At 32.4% G+C, this 19,882-nt stretch carries 17 protein-coding genes and 1 tRNA gene; 8 read left to right on the plus strand and 10 right to left on the minus strand.

Annotated features, from left to right (window positions below):
* Window position 1: 1 nt before the first annotated feature.
* Complete coding sequence (locus HA146_RS09085) at window positions 2-331, minus strand: hypothetical protein (protein ID WP_209109209.1); 330 nt, start codon at window positions 329-331, stop codon at window positions 2-4.
* Entirely contained in the window at window positions 328-2,295 is a 1,968-nt protein-coding gene (gene gyrB, locus HA146_RS09090) for a DNA topoisomerase (ATP-hydrolyzing) subunit B (RefSeq protein WP_209109210.1), read from the minus strand. The genes HA146_RS09085 and gyrB overlap by 4 nt, the downstream gene beginning before the upstream one ends.
* Before the next feature lie 151 nt (window positions 2,296-2,446).
* On the opposite strand from gyrB, the gene miaA reads away from it, so the two are divergent.
* From miaA to cysE, 4 genes are all read left to right on the plus strand, one after another.
* Window positions 2,447-3,346, plus strand: coding sequence for a tRNA (adenosine(37)-N6)-dimethylallyltransferase MiaA (miaA, locus tag HA146_RS09095; protein ID WP_209109211.1), 900 nt, complete (start codon window positions 2,447-2,449; stop codon window positions 3,344-3,346).
* 56 nt (window positions 3,347-3,402) lie between these two features.
* Entirely contained in the window at window positions 3,403-3,975 is a 573-nt protein-coding gene (gene infC / locus HA146_RS09100; RefSeq protein WP_209109212.1) for a translation initiation factor IF-3, read from the plus strand.
* A 77-nt stretch (window positions 3,976-4,052) separates the two neighbouring features.
* Window positions 4,053-5,039, plus strand: a complete 987-nt coding sequence (locus tag HA146_RS09105) for a GntR family transcriptional regulator (RefSeq protein ID WP_209109213.1) — start codon at window positions 4,053-4,055, stop codon at window positions 5,037-5,039.
* 6 nt (window positions 5,040-5,045) lie between these two features.
* On the plus strand, window positions 5,046-5,780 hold the full coding sequence (cysE, locus tag HA146_RS09110; RefSeq protein WP_209109306.1) for a serine O-acetyltransferase: 735 nt from the start codon (window positions 5,046-5,048) through the stop codon (window positions 5,778-5,780).
* A 7-nt stretch (window positions 5,781-5,787) separates the two neighbouring features.
* Here cysE and secA read toward each other — a convergent pair whose 3' ends face one another.
* Window positions 5,788-8,619, minus strand: coding sequence for a preprotein translocase subunit SecA (secA, locus tag HA146_RS09115; RefSeq protein ID WP_209109214.1), 2,832 nt, complete (start codon window positions 8,617-8,619; stop codon window positions 5,788-5,790).
* Between the two features lie 172 nt (window positions 8,620-8,791).
* Here secA and HA146_RS09120 point away from each other — a divergent pair, with 172 nt between their 5' ends.
* Window positions 8,792-9,247, plus strand: coding sequence for a GNAT family N-acetyltransferase (locus HA146_RS09120; protein WP_209109215.1), 456 nt, complete (start codon window positions 8,792-8,794; stop codon window positions 9,245-9,247).
* Between the two features lie 21 nt (window positions 9,248-9,268).
* On the opposite strand, the gene HA146_RS09125 is transcribed toward HA146_RS09120, so the two are convergent.
* From HA146_RS09125 to psbZ, 4 genes are all read right to left on the minus strand, one after another.
* Window positions 9,269-9,700 carry a nuclear transport factor 2 family protein gene (locus HA146_RS09125; protein WP_209109216.1) on the minus strand — a complete coding sequence of 144 codons (432 nt, stop codon included), beginning with the start codon at window positions 9,698-9,700 and terminating at the stop codon, window positions 9,269-9,271.
* A gap of 45 nt (window positions 9,701-9,745) precedes the next feature.
* A tRNA-Gly gene (locus HA146_RS09130) sits at window positions 9,746-9,817 on the minus strand.
* 60 nt (window positions 9,818-9,877) lie between these two features.
* Window positions 9,878-10,354, minus strand: a complete 477-nt coding sequence (gene ribH, locus HA146_RS09135; RefSeq protein WP_209109217.1) for a 6,7-dimethyl-8-ribityllumazine synthase — start codon at window positions 10,352-10,354, stop codon at window positions 9,878-9,880.
* 49 nt (window positions 10,355-10,403) lie between these two features.
* Window positions 10,404-10,601 (minus strand): photosystem II reaction center protein PsbZ, encoded by a 198-nt coding sequence (gene psbZ / locus HA146_RS09140; protein ID WP_025931033.1) that lies wholly within the window; start codon window positions 10,599-10,601, stop codon window positions 10,404-10,406.
* 143 nt (window positions 10,602-10,744) lie between these two features.
* Here psbZ and mutS point away from each other — a divergent pair, with 143 nt between their 5' ends.
* Window positions 10,745-13,486, plus strand: a complete 2,742-nt coding sequence (mutS, locus tag HA146_RS09145) for a DNA mismatch repair protein MutS (RefSeq protein ID WP_209109218.1) — start codon at window positions 10,745-10,747, stop codon at window positions 13,484-13,486.
* 30 nt (window positions 13,487-13,516) lie between these two features.
* Here mutS and HA146_RS09150 read toward each other — a convergent pair whose 3' ends face one another.
* Window positions 13,517-14,140: a precorrin-8X methylmutase gene (locus HA146_RS09150; RefSeq protein WP_209109219.1), complete on the minus strand. Its 624-nt coding sequence runs from the start codon at window positions 14,138-14,140 to the stop codon at window positions 13,517-13,519.
* Between the two features lie 58 nt (window positions 14,141-14,198).
* On the opposite strand from HA146_RS09150, the gene holA reads away from it, so the two are divergent.
* Both holA and HA146_RS09160 read left to right on the plus strand, forming a co-directional pair.
* Window positions 14,199-15,200, plus strand: a complete 1,002-nt coding sequence (gene holA, locus HA146_RS09155; RefSeq protein ID WP_209109220.1) for a DNA polymerase III subunit delta — start codon at window positions 14,199-14,201, stop codon at window positions 15,198-15,200.
* Window positions 15,201-15,239: 39 nt separating this feature from the next.
* Complete coding sequence (locus HA146_RS09160) at window positions 15,240-17,000, plus strand: aspartate kinase (protein ID WP_209109221.1); 1,761 nt, start codon at window positions 15,240-15,242, stop codon at window positions 16,998-17,000.
* A 7-nt stretch (window positions 17,001-17,007) separates the two neighbouring features.
* Here the strand turns inward: HA146_RS09160 and uvrB are convergent, their stop codons facing one another.
* Both uvrB and HA146_RS09170 read right to left on the minus strand, forming a co-directional pair.
* The gene (uvrB, locus tag HA146_RS09165) at window positions 17,008-19,047 is read right to left on the minus strand and encodes an excinuclease ABC subunit UvrB (RefSeq protein WP_209109222.1); all 2,040 of its coding nucleotides are present in this window, start codon (window positions 19,045-19,047) and stop codon (window positions 17,008-17,010) included.
* 29 nt (window positions 19,048-19,076) lie between these two features.
* Window positions 19,077-19,853: a DUF561 domain-containing protein gene (locus HA146_RS09170; protein ID WP_209109223.1), complete on the minus strand. Its 777-nt coding sequence runs from the start codon at window positions 19,851-19,853 to the stop codon at window positions 19,077-19,079.
* Window positions 19,854-19,882: the final 29 nt, after the last annotated feature.

A 19,882-nucleotide genomic window follows, 5' to 3' on the forward strand; every position in this document is an offset into this window, starting at 1 on the left:
TTTACATTTTTATCCAGCCTTTTTTAATCTTATTTGGATCGTCTAAAAATTTATTAGAAGCTAATTCAACCCTTACCCAAATTTCACTTTCGCTAACTTGCCAATTACGTAAAACTGATAAAGTTGTACCTACTTCAAGAACTAATAATTCTTTAGCATGAATTTCAGGAAAAGAATAAAGATGAGTATTGGAACTCAATATAATTTCATTGGTATTATTAGGAAACTTATTTTGATTTAAACTTTTTTGGATTCCACCAGCAGGTAATGTAATTGGAGCAATTAATGCAAAAGTAATTAAGCAAAAATTCTTTAGAAGAGTTTTAATCATATATCTAAAGTTGCCATATCTAAGTTACTACTATGAGTTTCAATAAATTCTCTTCTTGGTGCAACTTTATCTCCCATTAATATATTGAATATTCTGTCGGCTTCAAGTGCATCTTCAATCTCAACCTTTTTCATCATCCTAGTTTGAGGATTCATAGTTGTATCCCACAATTGTTTTGGCATCATCTCACCTAATCCCTTAAATCTCTGAATATTATAATTTGCATTTTCTCCAAAACCTGTAATTGTATCCTTTAATTGATTCTCGTTATAGCAGTATTTATGATTCTTACCTCTTTCAACCTTATAGAGAGGAGGACATGCAATATATATATAACCTTTCTCGACCAGTTCTTTTTGATATCTATAAAAAAATGTCAATAATAAAGTTCTTATATGTGCACCGTCAACATCAGCATCCGTCATAATTACAACCCTGTGATATCTCAAAGAGCTCACGTCGAACTCCTCTCCTTTTATTCCTAATCCTAGAGCTGTTATTAATGACTGAATTTCTGTATTTTTATATATTTTACTATCGTCAGTTTTTTCGATATTAAGAATTTTACCCCTGAGAGGTAAAATAGCCTGAAACTTTCTATCTCTTCCTTGTTTAGCGGAACCTCCAGCAGAATCCCCCTCAACGATATAAATTTCAGTTTCAGAAGGATCTCTAGAACTACAATCTGCTAATTTACCTGGCAGAGTCGAACTTTCAAGCACACTTTTTCTTCTAACTAATTCTCTAGCCCTTCTTGCAGCTTCTGCTGCATTAAATGATTGAATTGCTTTTTCAAGAATCAAGTCCAAAATTCCAGGATTAAATTCCATGTATTTTGTCAGTGCCTCGCCAATCAGAGAATCCACAATTCCTCTTACTTCAGTGTTACCTAATTTTGTTTTTGTTTGTCCTTCAAATTCGGGATCTGGAACTTTCACCGATAAAACTACCGTCAAACCCTCTCTAATATTTTCACCAGCTAAATTTTTTTCAATATCTTTTCTTTTGCCTCTCTTCTTAGCAAGATTATTGAAAGTTCTTGTCAAAACTGTTTTTAATCCTTCAATATGAGTGCCTCCATCGATAGTTCTAATATTATTTGCAAATCCTAAAATATTATCTGAATAAACATCTGAACACCACTGCAAAGCTGCCTCTACGTAAACGTTTTCTTTCTGTGAGTCAACATAAATTATCTCAGGATGAATTGAATCCTTTTCTGCATTCATGTATTGAACATATTCTTTGATACCTCCCTCATATAAGTAAATTTCTTCTCTAAAAGAACCATCAGATAATTGATTTCTTTCATCTCTAAAAACAATTTTTACACCACCATTAAGATAAGCAAGTTCTCTTAATCTAGATGAAAGAAGAGCATATTCAAATTCGATACCTCCAGAAAAAATCGTTTTATCGGGCTTAAAACAAATAGTGGTCCCTTTTTTAAAAGGTTTCACAGACTGCTTTTTAGTTTGTAATTCACCCTTTGATATACCTTTTTCGAATCTTTGATTAAACTCACTGCTATCCCTGTAAACAGTCACATTAACCCATTCGCTTAAAGCATTCACCACAGATATTCCTACTCCATGCAACCCACCTGAAACTTTATAGCCGCCACTTCCGAATTTCCCTCCTGCGTGAAGAACAGTAAGTACAGTTTCTAAAGCACTTTTACCAGTCCTTGGATGAATATCTGTTGGAATACCTCGTCCATTATCAGAAATTAAAGCTGATCCATCTGCGCGAAGAACAATTTCAATGTGATCACAATGTCCTGCGAGTGCTTCATCAACTGAGTTATCAACGACCTCATATACTAGATGATGCAAACCTCTCGGCCCTGTCGTACCTATATACATCCCCGGGCGTTTACGAACAGGCTCTAAGCCTTCTAAAACCTGAATCTGTTCCGCACCATAGTCATTTGAGATTTTATTAGATCTTTTGTCCTCACTCATTTAATAGAAAAAAAAACATTAAACTTTTAAAATGTTATGTTTAAAAGGTCTTTGATTAAACTTACCACCACAATAAGAGAAAGGCTCGAAGTCTATGAAAAATTTAATCACTTTAATTATATAGCTAATAGATTTTTCTTCAGAAATTTATATGTTTTCTTATCCACCTCATGTAATAGTTTTACTTGGACCCACAGCTAGTGGCAAAACAGAATTAGCTATTGAAATCGCAGAATATTTCAAAACTCGTATACATAATATAGATTCAAGACAAATTTATAAGTCTATGGATATTGGAACAGCCAAACCATCTGAGCATCAACAAAAAAAAATAAAGCATTTTTTAATAGATATTGAAGAGCCTATTAATCCAATTAATGTAAAACAATTTCAAGAAATTGCTCAACAATCAATAAAAAGAGAACTTAAAAAAAATTATTTACCTTTTCTTGTTGGAGGGAGTGGTTTATATATGAACTCAATAACAAAAGGTTTTTTTGTCCCAGATATCCCTCCGCAAAATAATTTGAGAGAACAATTAGAAAAACTTGAACATAAAGAACGTTGGGAACTTTTAAAAAATTGTGATCCAATCTCAACAAAAAAAATCAATTTTGCTGATCACGTGAGAACAATAAGAGCTTTAGAAGTCTTTTACGTAACAGGAAAACCTTTGTCAACTCAAAAAGTTCAAAAACCTCCTGAATGGAGAATACTAGAACTGGGATTAGATAGAGATAACTTAAAAGAAAGAATTTTACAAAGAACAAAAAATATGTATTCATCTGGAATTTTGGAAGAGACGAAACACCTTATTTCTCAATATGGATCTGATTTGCAAATATTAAACACCATTGGATACCGTCAAGCTATGGATGTCTTAAATAACCATTTAACTATTGATAAAGCGATAGAAATAACTACTATAAAAACGATCCAATTTGCCAAAAGACAAAAAACATGGTTTCGTAATAAAAATAATCCAACTTGGCTTAATAACAAAAACCTGCTAAAAGATGCAATAATCAAAATAGAGTCTTTTTTAGGCTAAATTTAAAAATAATAGATTTTGTTCATCATCAAATCAATTTTTATTTACTAAACTGAATGCCACCACGCCCACGCTTTGACCGCCGCGCTCCTATTAGAGAGCTCCCAAATATTAATGAAAGAATAAAATACCCTCAATTAAGAGTTGTTGATTCAGATGGAAAACAATTAGGTGTCATAGATAGATTGAAAGCATTAGAAATAGCCTCTCAAAGAGAACTTGATTTAGTTTTGGTCAGCGAAAAAGCTAATCCTCCTGTTTGTAGAATCATGGACTATGGAAAATATAAATTTGAACAAGAAAAGAAAGCAAAAGAAGCAAAAAAGAAATCTCATCAAACAGAAGTTAAAGAAGTAAAAATGAGGTACAAAATTGACAAACATGATTATGACGTACGAATAGGTCAAGCTACTAAATTCTTAAAATCGGGAGATAAAGTAAAATGCACTGTAATTTTTAGGGGTAGAGAAATTCAACACTCAAATTTAGCTGAAACACTCCTTTTGAAAATGGCTAACGATTTAGAGGAGCAATCAGAAGTACAACAAAAGCCAAAACGAGAAGGGAGAAACATGATTATGTTTTTAAGCCCTAGGAAAACACCACTTATTAAAAAAGATGAAGACTGAGAACTTCTTATCCAAAAATATGCCAAATGTTAAAGTGTCACTATAAATAAAAATTAATTAGTCAGGATTGTTTTAAAGTGAAATTCCATATTCAACAAGAAAGTGATATCCCTGCCTCAACACAAATATATAATCAAATTTGCTTTGCAATAGCAGCAAGACATTTTCCACCTGGACACAGACTTCCAAGCACTAGGCAACTTGCAATGCAGACTGGACTCCATCGGAATACTATTAGCAAAGTTTACAGACAACTTGAAGTAGATGGGGTTGTTGAAGCAATAGCTGGATCGGGGATCTATGTGAGAGATAATCTTACTAAAAGAGAACTAAAAAAATCAATTTACTCAAAAGACAAGATATCTCAGCCACCAGACCAAGAAGCAAAAAAGGCTATTGATAACTTCATAAATCTTGGCTGCACCTTACAAGAAACAAGAGAAATATTAACTAATGAAATTGATTGGCGTATTAAATGCGGAGCAAGAATTATAGTCAGTACTCCTAGGGAGGATATAGGCGCTTCTATGCTGATAGCAGAAGAGCTCTCTCCAAAAGTTAATGTACCAGTAGAAGTTATTCCTATGGAAGAATTAGAAAAAGTTCTGAGTAGTTCGAATAATGGGACTATTGTCACAAGCAGATATTTTTTACAACCTCTAGAAAAAGTTGCGAAACAATATGGAGTTCGAGCTATTGCAGTTGACTTAAGCGACTTTCAAAAGGAATTGAAAATACTCAAAGAATTAAATACCGGAAGTTGTGTCGGTATTGTTAGCATTAGTCCTGGTTTATTACGGGCAGCTGAGGTTATCATACACAGCATGCGAGGTAGTGAATTAATGCTTATGACGGCGATTTCAGACAACAACAGTAGATTATTATCGCTTTTAAAGGCTGCAAACCATATAGTGTGTGATGGGCCGAGTTTGTCAGTTGTGGAAAACACATTATTAAAAAATCGATCTCAGCTCATGAGATTACCTCAAATAATATGCGCTAAAAACTATTTGAGTATAGAAACAATAAATCAATTAAAAAAAGAAATTGGAATTTTTAATTAGACCATGATCCTAAGAACTTTTAAATCAGATATAGAAATTATCAAAGAACGAGATCCTGCTGCCAGGGGGATATTAGAAATTTTTCTTTGCTACCCAGGCTTCCAATCAATAGTAATTCATAGGTTTACGCATAAATTATGGCAATTAAAAATTCCTTTAATTCCTCGCTTGTTAAGTCATCTTAATAGGCTAGTAACAGGCATTGAAATCCATCCTGGGGCTAAAATTGGTAAACGGGTCTTTATAGACCATGGAATGGGAGTTGTAATTGGTGAAACAGCTGAGATAGGAAATAATTGTCTACTTTATCAAGGCGTTACATTAGGAGGAACTGGTAAAAATCATGGCAAAAGACACCCAACATTAATGGAAAATGTTGTAGTTGGGGCAGGTGCAAAAGTACTAGGGTCCATAACAGTAGGGTCTAACACCCGTATTGGCGCGGGTTCAGTAGTTGTTCGCAATGTAGAGGGGAACAGTACTGTGGTTGGAGTTCCTGGCAGAGTAGTGCATCAAAGTGGTGTCAAAGTGAATCCATTGGCTCACTCTGCCTTGCCAGATGCAGAAGCTAATGTAATAAAAAATTTAATGGATAGAATTGACTTACTTGAAAATGAAATTCTGAAATTACAAAAAACTCTACAATGTCTAGCCAACTCAGAATCTATTGATATTTCTAAACTAGGTAGTGCTCAAAATCTTAAAGACAAAGAAATTATAGAATTTCTTGGCGATGAATAAATCTTTTTTAATTTTTATCATCCGTATCAGTTTTAGGTTGAAACATAAACATTGAATAAATAACATTTCGTCTCATATTAGTCATCATTTCCAGAAACATATCATATCCTTCATTTTTATATTCTATTAATGGATCTTTTTGGCCATAGCCTCTCAATCCAACTGATTCCCTTAATGAATCCATAGATTGAAGATGTTCTCGCCATAAATTATCAATTTGCTGCAAAATAAAAAATCTTTCAGCATCTCTCATTAATCCTGAACGAATCTTTTCTATTTGTGATTCTTTTAAATCATAAGCTGTTCGCAACTGCTCTTGAAGATAGTTTTTTAATTCTTCTATTGAGAGTAAATTGATATCATCAGCTTTGAGATCATCTAATAAATATATAAATTCTTTGACCTTAGAAATTAATTGAGCAATATTCCATTCTTCAGGAGGAAGATCAGGATTAATATAAGCTTCTACAATTTCACTCATTGTTCTTTCTCCATATTCTATTACTTGCCTCTTTAAATCAGTTCCTTGCAAAACTCTTAGTCTTTCACTATAAACTGCTTTTCTTTGATTATTCATTACCTCGTCATATTCAAAAACTTGTTTTCTAATATCGTAATAATAAGTTTCTACTTTCTTTTGAGCAGTTTCCAAAGACCTAGTCAGCATTCCTGACTCGATAGGCATATCTTCATCAACCCTAAATGCATTCATTAGATTTGCTACCCTTTCACCTCCAAAAATCCTTAATAAATTATCTTCTAAAGATAAAAAGAATCTTGTACTTCCAAGATCACCTTGTCTTCCTGATCTACCTCTAAGTTGATTATCCACTCTTCGTGATTCGTGTCTCTCCGTACCGATGACATGTAAACCACCAGCTTCTCTTACTTTTTCCTCTTCATGAATCAAAACTTTTTCGTATTCTTCTTTGACATCCGATAAAGATTCTCTCAAAAGCCTGATACAGTTATCCTCGGTTGGTGCTTTTTCTGCAGCTGTAGCAATTCTGTCATCTAACTCCAAGACAGAAAGTTGTCTATCTCCCCAATTCTTAACAAGTTCATTAGATAAAAAAGAGAGTTTCTTTTCAATTTCTTCATCCAATTTGCAAGGGAAAAGACTTGTTGAAGAATCTGAAATTTTCTTTTTCAAATTTGAGCCAACTTTTGAAGAAAAACCACCCTTAGCTTTTGAACTTCTTTGTTTAGGGATTGGAGGCTTATGTTCATTATCTGGCTTTACCAACAAAGGAATTAATATCTCTTTTAATTTCAGTCTAGCCATATAGTCACTGTTACCACCAAGAATTATATCTGTTCCCCTCCCAGCCATATTAGTCGCGATAGTAACAGCACCTGCTCTTCCTGCCTGAGCAATAATTTCGGCCTCACGTTCAACGTTCTCTGGCTTAGCGTTTAACAAATTATGTGGGATTTTTTCTTCGGATAAAAGTGAGCTTAATAACTCACTTTTTTCAACACTGGTTGTACCAACTAAAACAGGTCTACCATCTCTATGGATTTGAGCAGTTTCTTTAGCAACTGCATTCCATTTACCGATCTCTGTCTTAAATACTTGATCAGGCCAATCTTTTCTCTTTCTTATTTGATTTGTAGGTATAACTGTTGATTCTAATTTATAAGTTTTTTCAAATTCAACCTCCTCAGTTTTTGCAGTTCCTGTCATACCAGCGAGACCAGGATATAAGAGGAAAAAATTCTGATAAGTAATAGATGCTAATGTTTGCGTCTCAGGCTGAACTTTAAGACTCTCTTTTGCTTCTATTGCCTGATGTTGTCCATCACTCCAACGCCTTCCCGGCATCACCCTACCGGTAAATTCATCCACTATCACAGCCTCATCATTTTTAATAATATAATTTACATCTTTAATAAATAATTCTTTAGCTTTTAGAGCATTAGTTATATAGTGTGCCCAAGGATCTTGAGGATTATACAAATCACTAACTCCCAAATACTTTTCACATTTAGCGAAACCCTGATCGGTTAATATACAACTTCTTTGCTTTTCATCAACTTCATAATCCCCTTCTGGATCAATGCCATCTTTACTTAATGCTTTTGCTTTAATAAGTGCAAGAGATAGTTCTGAAGCTTTTTGATATTTTTCTTGGGGTCTTTCAACTTGACCAGAAATGATTAAAGGTGTTCTTGCTTCATCAATTAATATTGAATCAACTTCGTCAATCACACAGTAATTGAATTTTCTTTGCACTACCTCATTAATATCGGTGGACATATTATCTCTTAAATAATCAAATCCTAATTCGGAATTCGTGGCATAAGTTATATCACAATCGTAATTTTTTTTCCTCTCAACTGGGCTCATATCTTGTTGAATCAAACCAACGGATAAACCTAAAAAACGATGAACTTGTCCCATCCACTCAGCATCCCTCCTAGCTAAATAATCATTTACGGTAACAACATGAACCCCTTTCCCAGTTAAAGCATTTAAATAACAAGGTAATGTTGCAACAAGAGTTTTTCCTTCACCAGTCTTCATCTCAGCAATTTGACACTCATGTAAAACCATCCCACCTATTAACTGAACATCAAAATGTCTCATATCAAGAACACGTTGACTGGCTTCTCTAACAATTGCAAAGGCTTTAGGAAGAAATTCTTCTAAGATTTCCTTTTGTTTTTTAAGATCTAGTTCTGATGAGATCTTTGATTTCAGATCATGAGTTTCTCTTCTGAGCTCATCATCAGTCAATTGAGAAATTTCTTCTTCTAAAAAATTTATCTCTTCCACTATTGGTTGATAGCGCTTTAACTTTCGTGTATTCGGGTCTCCCAACAAAAGTTTTAGCATAAGTAAAAGTCCTTAAAAAATTCATCTTATTACAAACATTATAAATTAGTGCGTTACAACAGAATGAAGAAACCTCTTATCTCTTTATTTTTTAGAAATGATCGACTAAGGTGTTTAGATTGAAATCACAAATATAACCTAATTATCTTCACTTTTCTAGAATCTTTTAAAAATGAAAGAAATATCTCTAATCATCCATTCCAAAGGAGCTTTAGGGTTACGGTTTTTTGGATTAGGTCCTAATCTCAACCCAACTAATGGATTAAGAAAGCTACAAAAGTTACTAGAAACTAATGCTTTCTGGGCAAAAAGTAGAACAATTAATGATCTAAAAAAATGTCTTGCAAATAGTGACGTCGTAATAAGTCTCTGGGTTGGCAACGAAATAGTTGGTTTTGGTAGAGCTTTGACCGATGGAGTTTACCGCGGAGTACTGTGGGATATTGTTATTGATCAAAATCACCAGGGCAAAGGTTTTGGCACATTAATTGTAAACAATCTTTTATCTTCAAAAAAAATTAAAAATACAAAAAAATTATATTTAATGACAACGAATAAAAAATTATTCTATTCTCAATTTGATTTTAAAGAAGTTACTTCTCAAAAATTATTAATTCGTGAAATATAAACCACTTCTTCTATTCAAAAATCAAGATACAAATTTACTATAAAGCCATCTTATAAAAGGGCCTAAAATAGGAACTGGTCCAAAAGTTGGTCCACAAAAATCAAAATAATCTCTATGCTCTTTTATTAATCCATTTTCGCCAAATAATAAACGGGTAGTTCCTGGATAAATAAATTCTTTACCCATAATTTTTAAACCCATTGTCCATTCAACAAATCCACAATTTCCACTTATCGAGATTGCATGAGTTTCTAAAAAAACATCATCACATCTTTTAACAAGCTTTTCTTGAGCTTTGATATAAGAATCTAATCCCTCTGTTTCCTGCGTTGGATCTACAAAAATAACATTCTCATTATAAAATTCTGCCCATTTTTGTTTTGTTGGTGCATCTGAACCATAAGGTTTAGTAAATAATCCCCTTAAATCATCTATAGAAATCACTCTGGCCATTACAAAACTATTCTTTTTGATACTTTAAAAGATATAAACATTAAAAGCGGATGAAGAGATTCGAACTCTCGACATTCTCCTTGGCAAGGAGATGCTCTACCACTGAGCTACATCCGCATAACATTATTACTTTATCTCAAAGAAGGGATCAATGATAGAAATAATTAATTTTTTCAACTAATTTAAATTTTTAATTAAAGATCCCATCTCAATTGCTTGTAAAGCATAATTCCAACCAAGATTATTCTTAATCCCTGCTCTTTCTAAAGCCTGCTGCATAGTATCAGTAGTTAAAACTCCAAAGATAATTGGAACATTATTCTCATTTGAAACTTGTGCAATACCTTTGCTAGCCTCTGATATAACTACATCATAGTGAGAAGTTTCACCACGAATAACAGCCCCAAGAGCAATTACAACGTCATAACTCTTTTTTTTCATAAGAGTTTTAGCTGCGATTGGTAATTCAAATGAACCTGGCACCCAAACTATGTCTATTTGATTACTTAATTCAGAAGTATCTAAACCATGTCTTTTTAGACAATCAAGGCAACCAGATAAAATTTTATTTGTAATTAAATCATTAAATCTTGCTATTACAATACCTACTTTTAAAGTAGATGCATTAGTAAAAGACCCCTCAAAAATAGCCATTAAATTTTACTTAGATATATTAATAGACTCTCACGAAAAGGTATTCAGTTCAAATTAAGTTGGCAATAACTCCCTCAATCAATACTAAATGGAACCAAACTCCTCCAATTATTTCAACTTTCTTGATCTCTGGATTACGTCTATCAGATGGATCAGACTGTGTCATATAGAAATATGGTACTCCAACTACTGCTATTAAAGATGCAAATAAAAGAGCATTTATGAAGAAAAAGTTTACTGCCTGCATGATTCAGTCTTGAGTTTTTATTGATTATAAATACTATAATCTCACGAAAGTGATTTTTTTTGGAGAAAATTTACATACTTTTAGCTACTTTAAAATGCAAAAAAAAATTTTTTACCTAATATCAATTTAGGAATTAAAAAAGTATGCAAGAAGATACGATAATTCAAAAGAATTTATTCGCGATTGATAATGAAAATAATGAGCAAAAAGAAATAACAAAAATTCCAGACGATTTATCTTGGGAAGATTTAAAAAAAGAATCGCAAAAAAGACCTAGACAAAGAAAAAATACAACTAATTTAATAAATAAATTCAAGACCGATTTAATTTCAAGTAACAAAAATGTTTGCATCAATGAAGAATCTTATAGTTACAAAACAGTTTCAAAACTGAAATTAACTCCTGTAATGAAGCATTATGTAACTCTAAAAGAGGAAAATAAAGATAGGTTATTGCTGTATAGATTGGGAGATTTTTTTGAATGTTTTTTTGAGGATGCTGTATTAATATCTAACCTTTTAGAAATAACACTAACCAGTAAAGATGCTGGCAAAGAAATTGGTAAGATCCCTATGGCAGGGGTTCCCTACCATGCAATGGAGAGATACTGTGCTGATTTAATTAAAAAAAATTATTCTGTGGTTATTTGCGACCAATTAGAAAAAAGTTCTGGAAATTATGGGACTCCAATTAAAAGAGGAATAACACGAATCATTACTCCTGGAACTGTAATTGAAGAAGGCATGTTGATAGCAAAGAAAAATAATTGGATTACTGCTATTTACTTATCAGAAGAAAATTCAAATGAATCTTATGAATGGGGTATATCAAAAGCTGATGTAAGCACAGGAGAATTAATAACTATGGAAGGTCAATCTCTGTCAAAACTATTTGATGAAATTATTAAATTAGATTCTTCAGAAATCATTGTAGGAAGCAATGAAGTAAGAAATTTATTAATTAAAGGAAATAGTCACATTACATATACTGTTTCACAAGAGACTACTTTTGGCATTAATGAAGCAAATTATCAAATAAAAGAATATTTCCAAATTCTAAGCCTAGAAGGGATAGGACTGAAAAATTTAAACAATGCGACTAGATCACTTGGAGGTTTATTAAATTATTTAGAAAAAATTAATCCTTCAAATTTAGATAAGGATTCTTCTGTAAAAATCTCATTAGACTTTCCTCAAATTCAATTTCTTCACAACAAACTAATTATTGATTATCAAACACAAAAAAATTTAGAAATAAAAAATACACAGCGAGAGAACAATTATATAGGTTCACTACTATGGAGTATTGATAGAACGTATACCTGCATGGGTGCCAGATGTTTAAGAAGATGGATAGATGCACCACTATTAAACGTTAATGAAATTTATAAAAGACAAAATATAATTTCAAACTTTATTGAATCGAAACAAGTACGTATAGATACCCAAAATTTACTTAGAGCAATGGGGGATTTAGAAAGACTTGCAGGAAGAGCTTGCGCAGGTCATGCAAGTCCTAGAGACTTAATTGCAATCGCGGAAGGTTTAAAAAAATTGCCCAGACTCAAATCTATCATTGAATTATTTAAATATGATCTACCAGATTGGACTGATGAATTAAAAAATATTGATGAAAAACTCTTAGAATTAGCTGATACTATAAGTTTTCAACTAATAGAAAATCCTCCTCTTAATATAAGTGAAGGAGGTATGATCCACGATGGAGTTGACAATATATTAGACGGTTTACGCAATTTAATGGATGATTACTCTGAGTGGCTAAATAAAGAGGAATTAAAAGAGAGGAAAATTAGCAAAATTTCAAACCTAAAAATTCAATTTCATAAAAATTTTGGTTACTACATATCTATAAATAAGTCAAAAGTTAATTTAGCTCCACATCATTGGATCAAAAGGCAAACACTTACAAATGAAGAAAGGTATGTCACTTCAGAAATTAAAAATAAAGAAAATAAGATTTTCCAAATAAAAAGTCGAGCTTCATCAAGGGAATATGAAATTTTTTGCGAATTAAGAAATATTGTTGCTGCACAAACAAAACAAATAAGATCAATTGCAAAGTCAATAGCATCGCTTGATGCATTGCTTGGATTATCAATTACTTCATTAGAAAACAACTTTACAAAACCTTCGTTAACACCCATAAATGAATCACTGACAAAAAATAGTACAAAAATTATTGCGGGAAGAAACCCAATAGTTGAGCAATTATTAAATGATAAAAAGTTTATAGCGAATGATATTTATTTTGATGATAATCAGAAACTAATTATATTAACCGGTCCCAATGCAAGTGGGAAAAGTTGCTTTATAAGACAAATTGGTTTAATACAAATCCTTGCACAAATTGGTAGCTTTGTTCCTGCTAATAATGCTGAAATCAAGATTTCAGATAGGATTTTTACAAGAATTGGGGCGGTTGATGATCAATCATCTGGACAATCAACATTTATGGTAGAGATGTCTGAAACTGCATCAATTCTAAATCAGGCAACTTCTAGCTCACTAGTTTTACTTGATGAGATAGGTAGAGGGACATCTACTTTTGATGGCCTTTCAATAGCTTGGTCGGTAAGTGAATATCTTGCAAAAAAAATTAAATGTAATACAATTTTTGCTACTCACTATCATGAACTTAATTATTTAAAAAATTCAAATCAGAATATTGAAAATTTTCAAGTTTTAGTAGAGCAAAATAAAGATAAGCTAATTTTTAGTCACAAGATTGTAAAAGGAGGCTCACACAAAAGCTACGGAATAGAAGCAGCTAAATTAGCAGGGGTTCCAAAAGAAGTTATAGAAAAAGCAAAATCGGTTCTAAATTCTTTAGAAGAAAATAATAAATTAAATAATAATATTGATTAAATTTTTTACATTTTTCAAGATAAATACTTTTTAAATAGATTCCCTCAACAAGGCGTTAACCGCTGCTGCTGCCATAGCAGCACCTCCTCTAGTTGAATTCACAACAATTCTGGGAAGATCTGTTGCAAGCAATTTGTTTTTGCTTTTTTCTACTCCAATAAATCCAACTGGCATTCCAATAATTAAACTAGGTAAATCTTTTGCATTCTCTAAAATATCAATTAAATACGTTAAAGCTGTTGGCGAACTACCAATTACTACAACAGGTGATTTAATGCCAGAATTTTTAACAGATAACTCCTTCCAACCTTCACTTAAGCCATATGCGGTTTTAGTTAATTTTGTGTGATTATTTTGTCCAAACCACATTCTAGCCGTTAACACTTTATTCCTAGTGGTATTTTCTGCCATGGATTTTATAGCTGCTGCAGCCATATCAGTATCAGTTAAAATCGGAGCACCATTTTTAAGTGCTTGAAGACCCTTTTCGCATGCACCTTCACTAAACTCTATAAGATTTTGAACAGAAAAATCACCTGAAGTATGTACTAATCTTTCTAAAACTTTTTTTTCCAAATAATTTAGATCATTGGCTACTAAATGAGATCTTATGAATCTAATACTTTCCAAAAAAATTGGATGATCTATTACCATTGAATTGAATTTATGTTAGAAGTAATCATAGTAAATATATGATTTTTATTGAGCGATTATGCCAATACAAATATTATGGGGTAATGATCTAAATGCTCAAAATACATTTATCCAGAAATTAATTGATAAAGAAGTATCCAAAGAATGGAAAGAAATAAACGTAACTAATTTAAATGGTGATGATGATGAGCAAGTAAATAAAGCTTTTGACGAAATTCTTACACCTCCTTTTGGAGATGGATACAGAATAGTTACATTAAAAAATAATCCAATTTTTACTATAAAAAATGAGGATCTAAGAACTAAATTTGAAAAAATTCATGACAATATTCCGACAAATACTTATTTCATTTTACAAAATACTAAAAAACCAGACTCAAGACTAAAGAGTACTAAATTTTTACAAAAACTTATCAAAAATAATTTAGCCAAAGAAAAATCATTTTGTTTGCCAGAGATTTGGGACTATGAAGGACAAAAAAGATATTTAGAAGATTCAGCAAATGCCATGAATATTAAAATTGATAAAAATGCAGCTGAATTAATTATTGATTCAGTTGGAAATGATAGCTTTAAATTAATAAATGAATTAGCTAAAGCCAAAACATACCTTTCCGCGATAGCAAGTGATTCGAATTCACAACTTTTTCTAAAAAGTATTGATGTAAAAAAAATATTTAGCGATCATCAATCCAACATATTCAAAATCATTGATCTTCTCTTACAAAAAAATATTAATGAAAGCCTCATTGAAATAAATTATTCCTTACAAAAAGGAGAACCTCCTTTAAGACTAAATGCAGGTTTAATTAGTCAAATAAGAATTCATACCATTATAAAATTAGCAGTTAATTCAGGAAACGATAATACAGAAAAGATTTGTAATCTTGCAGGCATTTCTAATCCAAAAAGAATTTTTTTTATTCGAAACAAAGTAAAAAATATATCGCAAGAATATTTAATTAATTTAATGAGTAACTTATTAGATATTGAATCATTACTAAAACAAGGTAATCATCCTATAAATGTTTTTACCGAGAATTTAATTAATTTAAGTTAACCAAATTATAAGTTTAAGAATTTACATTATGATTTAAATATGGCTTTACTAGTAAAAAAATTTGGCGGTACTTCTGTCGGTGATATTAGAAAAATTCAAAATATTGCAAGTAGCATTTGTAAAAGTAAAGAGGCAGGAAATGAAATTATCATAGTTGTCTCTGCAATGGGTCAAACTACAGATGATTTAAATTGTTTAGCTGAAGCAATAAGTAAAAATCCTAATCGAAGAGAATTAGATATGCTTCTCTCAACTGGAGAGCAAGTAACCATAGCTCTTCTCTCAATGGCATTAAACGAATATGGAATACCTGCAATTTCAATGACCGGAAGCCAAGTAGGAATTATTACTGAATCAATACATGGGAAAGCAAGAATTCTGGATATTAAAACAGAACGAATCCAAAATTACATAAATCAGGGTTTTGTAGTTGTAGTGGCTGGATTTCAAGGAACAACATTAAGCCATACTGGATCAATGGAAATTACGACTTTGGGTAGAGGTGGTTCAGACACCTCCGCAGTAGCTTTATCAACAGCTTTAGGAGCTGAGACTTGCGAAATTTACACAGACGTACCAGGGGTTCTTACTACTGATCCAAGAATTGTTCCTAATGCAAAACTCTTAGATGAAATTAGTTGTGAGGAAATGCTTGAACTTGCAAGCGTCGGTGCTTCAGTTCTGCATCCAAGAGCTGTAGAAATTGCCCGCAATTATGGAATTAAATTGTGCGTCAAATCAAGCCAAAGCGACTCAAGTGGGACTCTCCTAGAAAGCAAAATCCAACCTCTCCCCTTAATACGAGGAAGCTTAGAATTAACAAAAACAGTCAATAGTCTTGAAGTATTAGAAAATCAAGCAGTATTCAGTCTCTCAAATATTCCTGATAGACCTGGGATTGCAGCACAAATATTTGAAAAACTATCAGAAGCAAGTATTAATGTAGATTTAATAATACAAGCGACAAATGATGGGAATAATAACGATATTACATTTACTGTAAGTGAATTAGAAGTTAAAAAAACTGCAGAACAATGTGAACTTATAACTAGTCAATTAGGAGGCGAATACAATCTAAAAACAAACATGACTAAATTAAGTATTCAGGGAGCAGGCATTATGGGTAGACCAAGTGTTTCAGCTGATTTATTTGATACTTTATCTCAAGCGAACATAAATGTAAGGTTAATAGCTACTAGTGAAATTAAAGTTAGCTGCGTAATTGAAATTAATAATATTACAAAAGCTATTAGATTTGTTGCTGAGAAATTTAAGTTGTCCGATACACAAATATTTATTAATCCAATCAATGAAAAACAAGATCAACCTGAAGTAAGAGGAATTGCATTAGATAAAAACCAAGTTCAAGTAAGTTTTCGAAAACTGCCTGATCGCCCAGGTGTGGCAGCATCGATATGCTTAGCATTAGCTGAAAATAATTTGCTTTTCGATACTATCGTGCAATCTGAAAGAATTTCCTCTTCCAGAACTAAGGATATTAGTCTTACCATGAATAAGCAAGATAGAAAAAAAGCTAACTTAGTTTTTGAGGCCTTAACAAAGAAGTTACCTGGTTCATACATTGAAGATGGCCCTGCGATAGGCAAAGTAAGCACTGTGGGAGCAGGAATGGCATTTAAGGTTGGAACGGCTGGAAAAATATTTAGAGCCCTGGCTGACCAAAATATCAATATTGAAATGATTGCGACTAGTGAAATTAGAACTTCATGTATTGTCTTAGAAAAAGATTGTGACAAAGCAGTTAATGCAATTCATAATCATTTCGAATTAGAGAAATAAGTTCTTCTTAGTTATTTCTTGCCAATTTTTGTCTTAATTTTTTGATTCTATCCCTCAAATTTGCTGCTTCTTCAAAATTCAACTCTTTTGCAGCATCTTTCATTTTAATTTCTAACTTATCTATTAAGTCAGGTAATTCTTCAAGCAAGCATTGATTATCGCTGGCATTGAGAATTGCATCCGTTTTGTTATTAACTATATTTATTAAATCTTTAGATAAACCACCAGCATCTAATTTCCTGGAAAGTTCTAGAAAAGATAAGATTGAATTTTCTATTTTTTTGCCTGCAGGTTTTGGAGTTATGCCATTGTCCTGGTTATGTTTTTTTTGAATAGTTCTTCTTCTTTCAGTTTCAGATATTGCTCTTTTCATTGAATCTGTGAAATTATCTGCATAAAGCAAGGCAAGACCTTCAACATGTCTTGCAGCTCTTCCAATTGTTTGAATTAAAGATCGTTCTGCTCTCAGAAAACCTTCTTTATCAGCATCTAAAATGGCGACTAACGATACCTCAGGAAGATCTAATCCCTCTCTTAATAAGTTAACTCCTACCAAAACATCATATTCACCCATTCTGAGGTCTTGAATAATTTCAATTCTTTCAATTGAATGGATTTCGGAATGCAAATATCTAACTCTTACTTTATTCTCAGATAAAAAATCAGTTAGATCTTCAGCCATTCTCTTTGTAAGTGTAGTCACAAGCACTCTTTGACTCTTTTCAGATCTAATTCTTATCTCAGATAACAGATCTTCGATTTGGCCCTCACTAGGTCTTACATCAATTACAGGGTCTAATACCCCAGTTGGTCTAATAACTTGCTCAATAAATTCACCATTACATTGATCTAATTCCCATTGACCAGGAGTTGCACTTATAAATAATGTCTGCTTTGATTTTTCCCAAAACTCTTCGCATTTTAAAGGTCTATTATCTGCAGCACTTGGCAATCTAAAACCATGATCTATTAAAACTTTTTTTCTAGATTGATCACCGTTATACATTGCATGAAGTTGAGGACATGTTACATGACTCTCATCGACTACCAACAACCAATCTTTAGGAAAGTAATCTATTAAGCATTCTGGTGGTGAACCTTCCTCCCTACCTGATAAATGACGAGCATAATTCTCAACTCCATTACAATAACCAACCTCTTTTAGCATTTCTAAATCATATTTTGTGCGTTGTTCGAGACGTTGAGCCTCTAATAATTTTCCTTCGTATGTAAATTTATCTAGTTGAGTTTTTAATTCACTTCTAATTGCACTTATTGCACTCTCAAGTCTTTCTTTTGGAGTAACAAAATGCTTCGCTGGGTAAACGCTAACTTGTTCTAGACTTTCAAGTATTTCTCCTGTAGTAGGGTCAACATATCTAATAGCCTCGACTTCATCACCAAATAATTCAATTCTTATTAATCTGTCTTCATAAGCTGGACCAATTTCTAAAACATCACCTTTAATTCTGAATCTACCTCTAGTAATTTCAATATCATTTCTAGTGTATTGATTTTCAACGAGCGACCTCAAAGAAGAACGTAGATTTATAGATTTTCCAACTTCAAATTTAACTGCAGCTTTTAAATATTCACTTGGTATACCAAGACCATAAATACAACTTATAGAGGCTACAACAATTACATCTTTTCTCTCGAATAATGAGCGTGTTGCAGAATGCCTAAGCATATCTATTTCTTCATTAATTGAAGCGGTTTTCGCTATGTATGTATCACTTACAGGGACGTAAGCTTCAGGTTGATAATAATCGTAGTAAGAAATAAAGTACTCAACAGCATTTTTCGGAAAGAACTCCCTTAATTCATTACATAGTTGTGCAGCTAACGTTTTGTTATGAGCTAATACAAGAGCTGGTCTTCCTGTTTGTTGAATTACATTCGCAATAGTAAATGTTTTACCAGTTCCAGTAGCTCCTAAAAGGGTCTGAAACTCTTTCCCACTATTAACGCCTCTAACTAATTTTTTTATAGCTTCAGGTTGATCTCCATTTGGTTCGTAAGGAGCTTGAAGCTTATAGTTGTTCATCAAGCTAATAGCTGAAGGGTATTAATATACTAAGAAATTTTTTCTCCAATTATTGAATTTTTCAAAGATTCTTTTAGGCCCCTAACAACCGCGATCATTGAGATTAAATCATCTAATTTGTTAACTGCAGATCCAACACCAACTGCTGAGGCTCCGCAAGATATTGCTAGTGGGCAAGTGACTTGGCTTAATCCAGAGGCACTCATTATTGGTATCTCCAAACCTTGTTTCTTAAATTCTTGATAAATAGCATAGGTAGCAGCAAGAGTTGGTACTGACTTTTCGAAAAAGCCCTGAATTCCAGAAGAATAAGGACTAGAACTCGTGCCACCTTCTGTTTGAATAATATCAACACTTTCTTCCACTAGCTTAATAGCAAGATCGACTTGTTTATCAATAGGCATAGTATGAGGAACCGTTACTGATAAAGGGACATTAGGCAATAAATCTCTCGTCTCTTTTGTAATGTTTAAGACTTTTTCTGCTGAAAAATTAATGCCTTTTTCATAAAAAGTATCGTAATTCCCTATCTCAATTAATGAAGCGCCTGCTTCTACAGACTCTAGGAAAAATCTTGGCACTACTGAACTAACGCAAACAGGTAATGCAGAATTCGCAAGTGCTAAATCAACAAGTTCAGGTTTACAAGCAATATCTACAAAGTCTGCACCTCCTAATGAAGCAGCCTCAACAATTGTTTTCACAGATTTAAAATCAAAATTATTCAATCCTGAAATAACTTTAAGTAAAGATTTACTTCTCAACTCTTCTTGAATTTTTTGTGGCAAAAGATTAATCAGACTCATTTAATTAATGAATTTATTACCTGATTGTG

It is taken from the genome of Prochlorococcus marinus CUG1416 (assembly GCF_017695965.1).
Classification (GTDB): Bacteria; Cyanobacteriota; Cyanobacteriia; order PCC-6307; family Cyanobiaceae; genus Prochlorococcus_A.